A 13,248-nucleotide genomic window follows, 5' to 3' on the forward strand; every position below is an offset into this window, starting at 1 on the left:
GGGCCTTCGGCCGTGCCTTACGGGAGCTGCGTGATGCGGTCGAGCGCCGGGGCGCCCTGACCGGGGTGGGCCACCAGGTACGCGGAGAACGCGTCCAGGTCGATGCCACCGCCGGTGATGTCCTTGCCGAGGGTGAACTCGCTGAAGCCGTCACCGCCGCCCTGCAGGAAGCTGTTGATCGTCACGCGGTAGTTCGCGTTCGGGTCGAGCGGGGCGCCGTTGAGCGTGACGCCCGAGACCTTCGAACCGAACGGCGCGGTCTTCGACCAGCTGTACTTCAGGCCCGCGGAGGGCTGCAGCACGAACGTTCTGGCAGCGGTGAACTGCTGCTCCAGCACGTTCTTGAGCTGCGCGCCGGTCAGCGTGACCGTCTGCAGGATGTTGCCGAACGGCTGGACGGTGAACGCCTCGCCGTAGGTGACCACGCCGTCGCCCTCACCGGCCGGGGAGGACTTGTAGGTGAGGTCGGCGCGCACGCCACCGGGGTTCATCAGCGCGAGCACGGCACCGTTGCCCTTGGTGGCCTCCAGCTGCCCGTCCGCGATGAGGTTGCCCAGCGGCGACTCACCGGCGGGGTTCTGCGCGCGGAGGACGTCCGAGCTGATGTCGCCGATCTTCTTGTTCGCGATCGGGCCCGACTTCTGCTTGGCCAGGTCGATGATCGCCTGCACCTCGGGGTCCGGCGCGACGGTGCGGGTGACGATCTTGTTGTCGGCCTTGGTCTCACCGCGGATGACGTCGCGGGTGCGGCGGTCGATCTTCAGGTCGACGACGCTGAGCTCACGACCGAACGCGAGCCCCTCGATGAACGGCCGCGGGTTGCCGGCCGGGTCCTTGACCACGCAGTTGTAGTGCTGGTGGCTGTGGCCGGAGAACACCGCGTCGATCTTCGGGCTGACGTTGGCCGCGATGTAGCTGCCGGGGTTGTTCGCGGCGACGTTGCAGGCGTTGGGCCCACCGGTCGACGCGGTGACCTGGTCACCCTGGTGCACCAGCAGCACGATCGACTTCACGCCGATCGCGTCGAGGAGGTTGGCGTACCTGTTGGCCGCCTTCACCTCGTCATCGAACTTGAGTTCTTTGATGCCGTTGGGGTCCACCAGGAGCGGCACGTCCTTGAGCGGCATGCCGATGAAGCCGATCGGCATCCCGTCGCGGAACTCCACCCAGAACGGCGGCAACGCCGGCAGCCCCGTCTTGGCGTGCGTGACGTTCGCGCCGAGGATCGGGAAGTCAGCACCCTTGTACTTGTCCCGGAACTGGCAGCCGTCGACCGGGTGGCAGCCGCCGTGCTGCATGCGCAGCAGCTCCTTGTACCCCTCGTCGAACTCGTGGTTGCCCGCCGCGGTCGTGTCCATGCCGACCTTGTTGAGCACCTCGACCGTGGGCTCGTCGTGGAACAGCGCCGACACGATCGGGCTCGCGCCGATCAGGTCGCCCTGCCCGACGATGACGGAGTTGCGGACCTCCTTCTGGAGGTTCTTGATGTGCGTGGCGTTGAACGCGGCACCGCCGGCGTCGACGGTCGTGCCGTCCGCCAGCACGACCCGGCCGGAGCTGCCGGTGGGCGGCTCGATGTTGCCGTGCAGGTCGTTGATCCCGATCAGGCGCACGTCGACCGCGCCCCGACCGCGCAGTGACTCGACATCGGCCTGGGCAGGCCCGGTAGCGCTGATGACAGTGGCCGCGGCGGCGGTGATCGCCAGAACGGTGAGCCGTCTGAACGACTTCATGGGTTACAGGCCTCTCAAGGGCGTGGTTAACGCGCGTGTACGGCCCGGGAGTCTGCCTTTTGACCGCCTGGTTTTCCAGAGGGATGACTCGATCGTCATGAGCCGGTTTAGCCTTGTTGGCGTGACATCAAGTGAGCAGGAGCCGCACTGGCTCGACGAGGGTGAGATGCGCGCGTGGCGCACCTACGTGAACGGCTCCTCCATGCTCATGGACCGCCTGCACCGAGAGCTGCAGGACGCCCACGGAGTGTCACTCGCCGACTACGAGATCCTCGTGCGCCTCTCCGAACAACCGCACCATCGCATGCGCATGACCCAGCTCGCCGAGGACGTCGCCTCCTCCAAGTCCCGCGTCTCCCACCAGGTCGCGCGGATGGAGAAGGCCGGCCTGGTGCTGCGGCGCGAGTGCACGGAGGACGGCCGCGGCGTGCTGGCGGAGCTGACCCCGGCCGGTCTCGCCCAGCTGGTCACCGCCGCCCCCACGCACCTCGCCGGGGTGCGGGCGCACATCGTGGACCTGCTGTCGCCCGAGGAGGGTGAGGTGCTGGCCAAGGTGTTCGACCGGGTCATGACACACCTGCGGGACTCGAACGGCTAGGCTGCTCCGCTGACACCTCCGGTGGGTGTCGGTGACGCCTCCGGGCGTCGGGGAAGCGTGGCAGAGCGGCCGAATGCACCCGCCTTGAAAGCGGGAGACGGGCAACCGTCCGGGGGTTCAAATCCCTCCGCTTCCGCAGTCTGAACTGCGCGAACAGGGTGGTTCACCAATTGGTGAACCACCCTGTTCGCGTCCAGTCTCATTCACAGCCCACAACACGGACGTCCCAGCAGCGCCGCGAACTCAAGTGGAGTTCGCGGCGTGCGATCCAGCCTGGCCACCGTCGCTGCGATCCATGCCCTACCAACCCACGCACACCAGCCGGGCGCCGGTAGCGGCCCCCTCTCTGGACCGTCGAGCAGCAGCGACCAAGTCGAGCACCGGCACGCGAAGGGGTCCGGCACGCGCGGTGCCGGACCCCTTCGTGCAGCGGGAAAAGCGGTTACGCCACGGCGTCGTGCGAGTGCGCGTGGTCGTCGGCGTGCGCGGCAGAGGACACCTTGGCCGCCGACAGACGGGCCTCGGCACGCTTGGCGCGCGGGGGCACGCCGTTGACGTCCTCGGTGGACACGCCGTAGGCGGCGGTCACGAACGCGATCGCGCCGGCGTTGCGGCCGAGTGCGACGCGGTCGATGTTGCCGAGGTTGTCGCACGCCGAGTGGTAGCACGGGTCGTAGGCGACGCCGGCCGTTCCGCCCCACTTGGCGGCCTGGGCCGCGGTCTTGACGCCTTCCGCGCCGGTGAACAGGCCGCCGGCCGGGATGCCCTGGGCGATGAACTCGCCGTAGTCGGAGCGGCCGGAGAAGTCGGTGCCCTCGGTCGGGACGCCCTTGGCGGCGAAGTAGTCGGCGAAGGCCTTCTCGATCTGCGCGGAGCCGTAGGGGCCGGGGCCCGCGCCGACGCCGTCGGAGTTGTCGCCGTCGTAGATGAAGTAGGCGGCATTCGGCGAGCCGACCATGTCGAAGTTCAGGTACAGGGCGATGTCGAGCTGCTGCTCGAACGTCAGGGACTGCACCCACTTCGTCGAGCCGATCAGGCCGCGCTCCTCCGCGCCCCACCAGGCGAAGCGGACGGCGTTGTCGACCTTCGGGCGGGAACCGAGCTGCAGCGCGGTCTCCAGCAGCGCGGCCGAGCCGGTGCCGTTGTCGTTGATGCCCGCGCCGACCTCGACGCTGTCGAGGTGCGCGCCGGCCATGACGACGTTGTTCTTGCGGCCGGTGCGGGTCTCGGCGATGACGTTGCGTTCGGTGCGGACCTCGGTGTGGAAGCGCATGTCGACGGTGACCGCGGAGCCGGCCTTCCCGGCCAGCGTGGTGCCGTCGGCCTGCGAGATGCCACCGGTGGGGATCTTGCCGGGGTTGGTCAGCGTCACGTTCGACAGCGGCCCGGCGGTGTTGTTCGACACCAGCACGGCGATGGCACCGGCGGCGGCCGCGTTGAGGTGCTTCTGCTCGAACGTGCAGCCGCCGCGGCGGATCAGGGCGACCGAGCCGGTGAAGTCCTGGCCGGCGAAGTCGGTGGCCTCGCAGCCGGTGGTGGCGTCCTCCGGCACGACGCGCAGCGGGCCGGTCACGCCGCCGACGGGCGTCTGCGGGGACGCGGTCATGATCAGCGCCTGGTAGTTCACGCCGGCGACGGTGGCGCGCTCGGCGTCGGTGACCATCACGTCGAAGTTGAACGTCGGCGTGCTCACGATGAAGCCCTCGTCGCGGAGCTTGCCCGCGACGTAGTCGACGCTCGCGCCGTAGCCGGGGGTCAGCGCGGCGCGGTTGCCGCCGTTGCGGTCCGAGATGCGCTGCAACGCGATCAGGTGGCGGTTGACGCCCTCGACGGTCACCTTCTTCGCGAGCTTCTTGGCGAGGGCGGGACCCGCGGGTTCAGCCGCGGCGGACGCGGTGGCGGTGGGGGCTGCGACGAGTGCCGAGATGGCCAGCACTGCCGCCAGCCTGGATCTGCCTGACATGAACGTTCCCCTTCGTCCGAGTGGGGCCACCCTCACAAAGAGGAGACGCGGGCCACAATCCGTCGGTCGGTGGGAGTTCAGCTGGTGATCAGTCGAACACACTCAGCGAGCCCCGCGACCTCGGTGTGCCACGCCGGCCGCGCGAAGTTCGCCACGTCCAGCCGCAGTCGCACGTGCTCAAGCCGCTCGCCGCGCGGTGCGGCGGCGGTCGTGCCGTCGTGCACGTACCCGAGCTTCTCACTGACCCGGTTCGAAGCCCGGTTCCCGACCCACGCGGCCGATCGGGCGATGCGGGCACCCAGGTGGTCGAACGCGAACTGCAGCACGGCGACGCGCATCTCGGTGCCGAAGCCGTTGCCGTGGAACTTCTGCCCCAGCCACGAGCCGGTGGCCACCTCGCGCAGCACGGCGAAGTCGCGCGCACTGAGCTCCTGCACGCCGATGACCTTGCCCTCGTGCCGCACCAGGAACGTGATGGCCCAGCTGCCCGGCGCCACCTTCGCGCGGTTGGCCCAGAAGAACTGGACCATGCTGCGCCCGCCGTCGTCGGACAGCTGGTCGGTCCACGGCACGTTGAACGGCATCTCGTCCGGCGCGTGCACGCCCTCCTTCGCGACGTCCACGAGCTCGAAGAGCCCTTCGTCGTCGTCCGGGCGCAGTTCGAGGCGCGGCGTGGTGAGCACGAGGTTCCGCAACGGCCAGGCGTTCATGCTCTGATGGTGCCGGGGCTGTCGAATGTGATTACGGTCGATCACATGCATGCGATCACTGTGCGCGAACCCGGCGGCCCGGAAGTGCTGGAGTGGACCGAGGTCCCCGACCTGTCACCTGGTCCCGGCGAGGTGCTGGTCGACGTGGCCGCCTCGGCCGTCAACCGCGCGGACCTGCTGCAGCGGCAGGGCCTCTACCCGCCCCCGCCGGGTGCGTCGGACGTCATCGGCCTGGAGTGCTCCGGCACGGTGCTGGCGCTGGGCGAGGGCGTGACCGGTCTCTCGGTCGGCGACGAGGTGTGCGCGCTGCTCGCCGGCGGCGGCTACGCGGAGCAGGTCGTCGTGCCCGCGGCCCAGGTCCTGCCGGTGCCCGCGGGTGTCGACCTGGTCACCGCCGCGTCGCTGCCCGAGGTGGCGTGCACGGTGTGGTCGAACGTCGTGATGGACGGCCGTCTGAAGGCCGGTGAGACCTTCCTGGTCCACGGCGGCGCGGGCGGCATCGGCACGCACGCGATCCAGGTGGCGAAGGCCCTCGGGGCCACGGTGGCCGCCACCGCCGGTTCCGACGAGCGCCTGGCCCGCTGCGCCGAGCTGGGTGCCGACATCACCGTGAACTACCGGACGCAGGACTTCGTGGCCGAGGTCGGGAAGGCCGACGTCGTGCTCGACAACATGGGCGCCTCCTACCTGCCGCGCAACATCGACGTCCTCGCCCCCGACGGCCGGTTGATGGTCATCGGCATGCAGGGCGGGGTGAAGGGCGAGCTGCCGATCGGGAAGCTGCTGGCGAAGCGCGCGTCGGTCATGGCGACCGGGCTGCGGGGGCGGACCGTCGAGGGCAAGGGCGCGATCGTCGCGCAGGTCCGCGAGCACCTGTGGCCGCTGGTGGAGAGCGGTGCGGTGAAGCCGATCGTCGGGCGGGTCGTGCCGATGCCGAACGCGGCGGAGGCGCACCGGCTGCTGGACGAGGGGGACGTGTTCGGCAAGGTGGTGCTCAAGCGAGAGCGGTGACGGTCGCCGACGCGATCGAGGTCCGGGGAGCGGTGCGGAACTCCATGCCGAACTCCTCGGACCACCGTCCCAGCACCGCCTGCTCGTCCGCCCGGTCGGCGTCGTCGACCAGCACGGTCGCGCCCGGCGCCAGCACCCCGCGCAACACCGGTAACGCCGGGTACCGCAGGTCGCCGAGACCGGGGCCGTCCACCAACAACAGGTCCACGAGCCCGCACGAGTCCACGTAGCCGAACACCTCGGCGTGCACCTGCTGCGGCGCGTACCACTGGCCGTGCCGCGACAGGGCCGCCGGATGACGGGACAGCGGCGCGTGGACGACCCGCGCCACGCCGCCGAGGCCCTCCCGCCGCAGCTGGGAGGCCACGAACGCGGCGGTGCGCTCGTCGTGCTCGATCGACAGCAACCGGCCGAAGCCGCGCTGGGCGAGCAGCCGGGCCAGCAGCACCGAGGAGGAGCCGCAGCCCAGTTCCACCAGCACGGTGCGGGCGCCGAGCACGATCTCGTCCAGCACCGCGACCAGGGCCGACGGGCGCAGCTCGCCGGAGGTGCGCGGGAGGTACCCGGTGCACAGCGGGCTCAGCCGCTGCAGGGCCGTGAGGTCTGCCAGCTCGCGTGCGAGCGAGTCGTCCAACCAGGTCTCCCGAAAGCCTCAGGCCAGCTCGGCCACGGCCCGCACCAGGTCGTCCACCTCGACCGCGTTCGTGTAGTGGGCGAGTCCGACGCGGATGGCGCCGCCGACCTCGCCGACACCGAGCACCGAGAACACGCCGTGCTGGCCGGGGTCGGCGAAGGCGCAGACGCCGCGCGAGGCGAGGTGTTCGACGCCGTCCTCCGCCTTCACCCCGGCGATCGTGAACGCCAGCGCGGGGACTCTGCGCATGGCGTCGCCGATCACCATCACGTGGCGCAGCGAACGCAGTTCGTGGATGAGGTTGGCGAGGAGCCCGGCCTGGTACGCCTTCACCGAGCCCAGTGACGTGAGCAGGCGCTCCCGGCGGGTGCCGGTGGCGGCGTCGTCGAGCTCCGCCAGGTACTCCACGGAGGCGACGAGGCCGGCGAGCAGCGGGTAGGCGTGCGGGCCCAGCTCCAGGCGTTCCGGGCCGCGGGCCTGCGGGTCGACCGAGCAGGACGGCAGGCGTTCCAGCACCGACGGGTCCCGGAACACCAGGGCCGCGACCGGTGGACCGCCCCACTGACCAGCGGAAAGAGCCACCACGTCTGCGCCCATGCCAACGATGTCCAACGGCACGAACGGCGCGGCCGAGGAGGCGTCGACCACCACCACGGCGCCGTGCGCGCGGGCCACCGCCGAGATCTTCGCCAGGTCCGGGCGGGTGCCCACGACACCGGAGGCGGCGGTGATGGCGATGAGCTTCGTGCGGTCGGTGACGAGCTCGTCGTACTGCCAGCTCGGCAGCTCGCACGTCTCGATGTCGACCTCTGCCCACTTGACCGCGCTGCCGGTGCGCTGGGTGGCGCGCAGCCAGGGTGCGATGTTCGCCTGGTGGTCCAAGCGGGAAACCAGTACCTCGTCGCCCATGAACCAGTCGTCGGTCATGGCGTCGGCGAGGCGTTGCAGCAGCACTGCGGAGGAGGGACCGAGCACGACACCCGCGGGGTCCGCCCCCACCAGGTCGGCGACGGCACGGCGGGCAGCGTCGACGATCGCCTCCGCCCGCTGGGAGGCGGGGAAGAGCCCACCGGGACCGGAGACGGGGGCGCGCAGGGCGGTGGAGACCGCCGTGGCCACCTGCTCGGGCACCTGCATCCCGGCCGGTGCGTCGAGGTGCACCCAGCCGTCGCCGAGCGCGGGGAAGAGCCCTCGTACCCGTGCGACGTCGAACGCCATGCCACACACCGTACGTATGAGGGCAAACTCGGTGTTGCCCAGCCCCCACCCGACTAATGTCAAAAACGTCGACAGGACCAGGATGGAGCGCATGAACCAGGAGCAGCAGCCAGTGGTGGTCGTCGGTGCGTCGGACGGTGGTGACCTCACCGACCTGGTCGAGCAGCCGGCGAAGGTCATGCGGATCGGCACGATGATCAAGCAGCTCCTCGAGGAAGTGCGGGCCGCTCCTCTGGACGAGGCGAGCCGCAACCGGCTCAAGGAGATCCACAAGCGGTCCATCGACGAGCTCGAGGACGGTCTCGCGCCCGAGCTGCGCGACGAGCTGGAGCGCCTCTCCCTCCCGTTCACGGAGGAGGGCACGCCCTCGGACGCGGAGCTGCGGATCGCGCAGGCGCAGCTGGTCGGGTGGCTGGAGGGCCTGTTCCACGGCATCCAGACCGCGCTGTTCGCCCAGCAGATGGCCGCACGCGCCCAGCTGGAGCAGATGCGCGGCCGTGCGCTGCCCGCGGGCAGCAGCGGGAGCGACGCCGCGGACACGGGTCTCGGTCCCAAGGGGACGGGTCAGTACCTCTGAAGGTTGCCTCGATCGGATGGTGACCTACATCCGGGCGCGGTGACCACTCCGTGACGTACCGGCGTCCAAGGGCCTCCTCAGGCGCCGGTACGCTCAGTCCTCGTGCAAGCCACCAGTACGCTCGACCAAGCTGAGGCGCCCCCTGCCGTCAAGTCGCGCAGCTTCAAGCGCGCGTTCGCCGACGTGCGGGAAGCGTGGGACCACCGCGAACTGTGGGGCCACCTCGGCTGGCAGGACATCAAACAGCGCTACCGCCGGTCGGTCATCGGTCCGTTGTGGATCACCATCTCGATGGGGACCACAGCGCTCGCACTCGGTCTGCTGTACTCGGTGCTGCTGGACGCGGAGCTGCCGGCCTTCCTGCCGTACATCACCGCGGGCTTCATCATCTGGAACTTCATCCTCGGCTGCGTCACCGAGGGCACCGACGTGTTCATCGCGAACGAGGGGCTGATCAAGCACCTCCCCGCGCCGATCACGATCCACGTGATGCGCATGGTGTGGCGCCAGGTGCTGTTCCTCGCGCACAACCTGGTGATCTACCTGATCGTCATGGTGATCTTCTTCGGCACGCTGTCGGAGCCCTACCGGATGACCGACGGCGGCACGCTGCAGCCCGGCATCAGCTGGACCATCCTGCTGGCGATCCCCGGCTTCGTGCTGCTGGCCGTCAACGCCGTGTGGGTGTCGCTGCTGTTCGGCGTCATCAGCACCCGCTTCCGCGACATCCCGCCGGTCGTGAACAGCTTCATCAACCTGGTGTTCTTCATGACGCCGATCGTCTGGGACGCCGACATCCTCACGAAGGTCACCAAGACCGCCGGCAGCGACTCGCAGTGGCGCGTCCTGATCGCCGAGCTGAACCCGGTGTACCACTTCGTCGAGGTCGTCCGCGCGCCGCTGCTCGGCCACCACGTCGACTGGCACCACTGGGTGGTCGTCGGCGGGTTCACGGTCGTCGGCTGGCTGGCCGCGCTCGTCATCCTGCGCAACTACCGCGCTCGCGTCTCGTACTGGGTCTGAGAGGGAGGCCGAGACATGGTCAGCATTGACGTCTGGAACGCATCGGTCGACTTCCCGATCTTCGACGCGAAGTCCCGTTCACTGAAGAAGCTCGCACTCGGCAAGGTCGGCGGCAAGATCGGCTCCGAGGGCAAGGTGCCGATCATCGAGGCACTGCACGACATCACGCTGTCCCTCAAGGACGGCGACCGCGTCGGCCTGGTGGGCCACAACGGCGCGGGCAAGTCCACGCTGCTGCGCCTGCTGGCGGGCATCTACGAGCCGACCCGCGGCCAGTCGCGGATCGTCGGCAAGGTCGCTCCGGTCTTCGACCTCGGCGTCGGCATGGACCCGGAGATCTCCGGCTACGAGAACATCATGATCCGCGGTCTGTTCCTGGGCATGAGCCGCAAGGAGATGGAGAAGCGGGTCGACGACATCGCGCAGTTCACCGAGCTCGGTGACTACCTGTCGATGCCGTTGCGCACGTACTCGACCGGCATGCGCGTCCGGCTGGCACTGGGCGTCGTCACGTCGATCAACCCGGAGATCCTGCTGCTGGACGAGGGCATCGGCGCCGTCGACACGGCGTTCCTGGCCAAGGCCCGCGACCGCCTCAAGGGCCTCGTGGCCCGCTCCGGTCTGCTGGTGTTCGCGAGCCACTCCGACGAGTTCCTCGCGGAGTTCTGCAACACCGCGATCTGGATGGACGAGGGCCACGTCAAAATGCACGGGGACCTGAGGGAAGTGCTCATCGCGTACAAGGGTTACGACCCGTTCGAGCGCATGCACCTCTCCCACGACGCGCCCGTACTCAGCGGAAATGGTGGCGAGAAGCAGTGAACACCGAGGCACTGCCCAAGGGCTCCGTGGTCGCGGTGGTGGTCACCCGCCACCGCAGGGAACTGCTGGCCGAGTCGCTGAAGGCGCTCTCGACCCAGACGCGCGTCCCCGACCACCTGGTCGTCGTCGACAACGGTCCCGACCAACCGGTCGACGACCTGGTCGAGCAGTGCCCGCTCCCCACCACGTACCTCGCCTCGCACCGCAACCTCGGCGGTGCGGGCGGGTTCGCGCTCGGCATGCTGCACGCGTTGTCGCTGGGTGCCGACTGGGTGTGGCTGGCCGACGACGACGGCCGGCCCGCCGACGAGAACGTGCTGGAGGTGCTGCTGGAGGAGGCGGAACGGCGCAACCTCGCCGCCATCTCCCCCGTCGTCACGAACATCGACCGGCCGGAGAAGCTCGCGTTCCCCCTGCGCCGCGGGCTGACCTGGAAGCGCTCGGCCGCCGAGCTGGGCACCGACTTCCTGCCGGGCATCGCGTCGCTGTTCAACGGTGCGCTGTTCCGCGCGACCACCCTGGACGTCGTGGGCGTGCCGGACTACCGGCTGTTCTTCCGCGGCGACGAGGTGGAGATCCACCGCCGCATGGTGCGCTCGGGCGTGCCGTTCGGCACCTCGCTGCGGGTCGCGTACGTCCACCCGGACGGCTCCGACGAGTTCAAGCCGATGCTGGGCGGCAAGTTCCACGCCCAGGACCCGGAGAACCCGGTCAAGCGCTACTACACCTACCGCAACCGGGGCTACCTGCTCTCGCAGCCCGGCATGCGCAAGCTCGGCCTGCTGGAGGTCTTCCGGTTCGGGCTGTACTTCCTCGGGGTCAAGCGCGACCCGAAGGGGTTCGTGGAGTGGCTGAAGCTGGTGCGGCTGGGCCAGAGGGAACGCTTCTTCCGCAAGTGAGGCCGCGGGCGGCGCCGCCCTGGTGAAGGTGTAGGGATTTCATGCTCGACGCGGTCGCGTTGTTGGCTGCACTGGTCACGGTAGTGCTGCTCTGGGTACCGGGGCTGGCGCTGGCGGCGACCGCAGGTCTGCGGGGCTGGCTGCTCATCGGAGCGGCCCCGGCCGTCACCATGAGCCTCGTCGGCATCGCGGCGCCGCTGTTCCCACTGGTCGGCGTGCAGTGGAACCTGTGGACCTTCATCGTCTGGTGCGTCGTCATCACCGGTGTCATGGGCGCGGTCGTGCTCCTGCTGCGCCGCCGCGGCCGTGAGCTGACCTTCCCGCAGGGTCCCTGGTCCACGTCCGGCCACCTCACGGTGGTCGTGTCGGTCGTCGTCGCGGCGTGCGTCGCGGTGCTGGTGCTGCGCGCCGCCACGCACGGGCTGGCCACCGTGCCGCAGGGCTGGGACGCGCCGTTCCACGGCAACGCGATCCGGCTCATCGCCGAGACCGGCAACTCCAGCCCGCGGGCGCTGGCCTGGATCGACGCGCCGGACAACCCCGGCGGCAGCTTCTACCCGAACGCCTACCACTGCTTCGAGGCGCTGGTCTACAACGTGAGCGGCGCCGACATCCCGCGAATCCTCAACACGGGCATGCTCGTCACCACCACGCTGACCATCCCGCTGGGCACGATCGCGCTGGTCAGGGCCTTCGGTGGCGCCGCGGGGTTCGCCGCCGCCAGCGCGCTGGTGTCCACGTCGTTCGCCTACTACCCCTGGGACCTCTACCAGTGGGGGCAGCTCTTCCCGTACGCGGCGGCGCTCGCCATGGTGCTGCCGTTCTTCGCCGTGCTGGTGCGCTGGCTCGACACCCGCGCCGACCGGCTCGGGGTGCTCGTCGCGTTCCTGGGTGCCGGTCTGACCGCCACGCACTCGGCGTCGGTGTTCGTCGCCGCCGGGCTCGGCGTGTTCCTGGTGCTGCAACGGCTGCTCGCCGACCCGCGCGAGTGGGTCCGCAGGGAGCTGCCGCGGCTCGCCGTGGTGGCGGTCGCGATCCTCGTGCTCGCCTCGGCGTACCTGCTGGGCGCGAGCAGCATGGCCGGTGCCACCGCCGCGTACAACTGGCCCGCCGTCACCACGGTCTCGCGGGCGTTCGGCGACGCGGTCCTGTTCGGCAGCGACGCGCCGTGGCCGCAGTGGCTGCTGGCGCTGTGCACGCTCGCCGGCCTGTTGCTGCTGTGGCGCGACGGCACCTGGCGCTGGATGGTCGCGGGCTACGCGCTGTTTCTCGGCCTGCTCGTCGCCGCGGCCGGTCTGGACGCCCCGTGGGTCCAGACGATCACCTCGCCGTGGTGGAACGACCGGTTCCGGCTCGCTGCCGTGATCATCCTGCCCGCCACGCTGGCCGCGGGCTGGACGTTGCAGACCGCGGCGCGCTGGGTCACCGAGAAGGTGCTGCAGCGCGTGCCGGAGACGACCAGGTCGCGCCGCACCGCCATCGCCGTGCTCGCGGTCGTCGCGATGGTGCTGGCCGGTGGCTACTTCGGCCAGAGCCACGGTTACGCGGCGCGCAACGCCGACCGCATGACGTGGACGTTCGACAGCCCGGTGCTCACGCCGCTGGAGCACCAGGGCCTGCTGGAGACCGGCAAGATCGTCAAGGACGGCGAGCTCATCATGAACGACCGCGGCGACGGCACCGTGTGGTCGTACGCGATCTCGGGGCGGCGTCCGGTGATCGGCCACTTCCAGGGCAGCGTGGCCACGCCGAAGCGCGAGCTGCTGCTGAACAGGTTCAACCGCTTCGGCAAGGACCCGCAGGTCGCCGAGGCCATCCGCTCGCTCAACGTGAAGTACGTGATGGTCGGCTGGGGCATGATCGCGGAGTTCAAGCGCGCGGAGGGCCTGCAGAAGCTGGACCTGGTCGACGGGCTCACCCCCGTCTACCGCAACCCGGAGTTCCAGCTGTACCGCATCGACTGGGACGAGCTCGCCAAGTGATCTGCTGACGGCGGAACCGCCGCTTCCGCCGCGCACTTCGAGTAATCCCTCGCGCACCTCGGGTGATCGGAGTAAGAC

Annotated in this window: 12 protein-coding genes and 1 tRNA gene; 8 read left to right on the forward strand and 5 right to left on the reverse strand. The window is 69.9% G+C overall.

Annotated features, from left to right (window positions below):
- Positions 1 to 17: 17 nt before the first annotated feature.
- Positions 18 to 1,733, reverse strand: a complete 1,716-nt coding sequence (locus ACZ7CH_RS00105) for a bifunctional metallophosphatase/5'-nucleotidase (RefSeq protein WP_470372860.1) — start codon at positions 1,731 to 1,733, stop codon at positions 18 to 20.
- Between the two features lie 166 nt (positions 1,734 to 1,899).
- Between ACZ7CH_RS00105 and ACZ7CH_RS00110 the strand changes: the two genes are divergently transcribed.
- Both ACZ7CH_RS00110 and ACZ7CH_RS00115 read left to right on the forward strand, forming a co-directional pair.
- Entirely contained in the window at positions 1,900 to 2,331 is a 432-nt protein-coding gene (locus ACZ7CH_RS00110) for a MarR family winged helix-turn-helix transcriptional regulator (RefSeq protein ID WP_360397101.1), read from the forward strand.
- Between the two features lie 51 nt (positions 2,332 to 2,382).
- Positions 2,383 to 2,467: transfer RNA gene (locus ACZ7CH_RS00115), tRNA-Ser, on the forward strand.
- 306 nt (positions 2,468 to 2,773) lie between these two features.
- Here ACZ7CH_RS00115 and ACZ7CH_RS00120 read toward each other — a convergent pair.
- Both ACZ7CH_RS00120 and ACZ7CH_RS00125 read right to left on the reverse strand, forming a co-directional pair.
- Positions 2,774 to 4,294: a M28 family metallopeptidase gene (locus tag ACZ7CH_RS00120; protein ID WP_470369702.1), complete on the reverse strand. Its 1,521-nt coding sequence runs from the start codon at positions 4,292 to 4,294 to the stop codon at positions 2,774 to 2,776.
- A gap of 77 nt (positions 4,295 to 4,371) precedes the next feature.
- Positions 4,372 to 5,004 (reverse strand): GNAT family N-acetyltransferase, encoded by a 633-nt coding sequence (locus ACZ7CH_RS00125; protein ID WP_360396946.1) that lies wholly within the window; start codon positions 5,002 to 5,004, stop codon positions 4,372 to 4,374.
- A gap of 45 nt (positions 5,005 to 5,049) precedes the next feature.
- Here ACZ7CH_RS00125 and ACZ7CH_RS00130 point away from each other — a divergent pair, with 45 nt between their 5' ends.
- The gene (locus ACZ7CH_RS00130; protein WP_470372861.1) at positions 5,050 to 6,015 is read left to right on the forward strand and encodes an NAD(P)H-quinone oxidoreductase; all 966 of its coding nucleotides are present in this window, start codon (positions 5,050 to 5,052) and stop codon (positions 6,013 to 6,015) included.
- Here ACZ7CH_RS00130 and ACZ7CH_RS00135 read toward each other — a convergent pair.
- Together ACZ7CH_RS00135 and ACZ7CH_RS00140 are read right to left on the reverse strand one after the other, a co-directional pair.
- Entirely contained in the window at positions 5,999 to 6,649 is a 651-nt protein-coding gene (locus tag ACZ7CH_RS00135) for a class I SAM-dependent methyltransferase (protein ID WP_360396948.1), read from the reverse strand. The two genes, ACZ7CH_RS00130 and ACZ7CH_RS00135, sit on opposite strands and share 17 nt — an antisense overlap.
- Positions 6,650 to 6,667: 18 nt before the next feature.
- A complete protein-coding gene (locus ACZ7CH_RS00140) occupies positions 6,668 to 7,867 on the reverse strand; it encodes a cysteine desulfurase-like protein (protein WP_360396949.1) in 1,200 nt (399 codons plus the stop codon).
- Positions 7,868 to 7,958: 91 nt separating this feature from the next.
- On the opposite strand from ACZ7CH_RS00140, the gene ACZ7CH_RS00145 reads away from it, so the two are divergent.
- From ACZ7CH_RS00145 to ACZ7CH_RS00165, 5 genes are all read left to right on the forward strand, one after another.
- Entirely contained in the window at positions 7,959 to 8,444 is a 486-nt protein-coding gene (locus tag ACZ7CH_RS00145) for a bacterial proteasome activator family protein (protein ID WP_458429749.1), read from the forward strand.
- 102 nt (positions 8,445 to 8,546) lie between these two features.
- A complete protein-coding gene (gene wzm, locus ACZ7CH_RS00150) occupies positions 8,547 to 9,467 on the forward strand; it encodes a galactan export ABC transporter permease subunit Wzm/RfbD (protein ID WP_360396950.1) in 921 nt (306 codons plus the stop codon).
- A 15-nt stretch (positions 9,468 to 9,482) separates the two neighbouring features.
- Positions 9,483 to 10,289: a galactan export ABC transporter ATP-binding subunit Wzt/RfbE gene (wzt, locus tag ACZ7CH_RS00155; RefSeq protein WP_360396951.1), complete on the forward strand. Its 807-nt coding sequence runs from the start codon at positions 9,483 to 9,485 to the stop codon at positions 10,287 to 10,289.
- Positions 10,286 to 11,188 carry a galactofuranosyltransferase GlfT1 gene (gene glfT1 / locus ACZ7CH_RS00160; protein WP_470372862.1) on the forward strand — a complete coding sequence of 301 codons (903 nt, stop codon included), beginning with the start codon at positions 10,286 to 10,288 and terminating at the stop codon, positions 11,186 to 11,188. The genes wzt and glfT1 overlap by 4 nt, the downstream gene beginning before the upstream one ends.
- 41 nt (positions 11,189 to 11,229) lie before the next feature.
- Positions 11,230 to 13,170 carry a DUF6541 family protein gene (locus tag ACZ7CH_RS00165; protein WP_470372863.1) on the forward strand — a complete coding sequence of 647 codons (1,941 nt, stop codon included), beginning with the start codon at positions 11,230 to 11,232 and terminating at the stop codon, positions 13,168 to 13,170.
- Positions 13,171 to 13,248 lie beyond the last annotated feature (78 nt).

The sequence above is a fragment of the Lentzea sp. NPDC037011 genome (genome assembly GCF_055607425.1).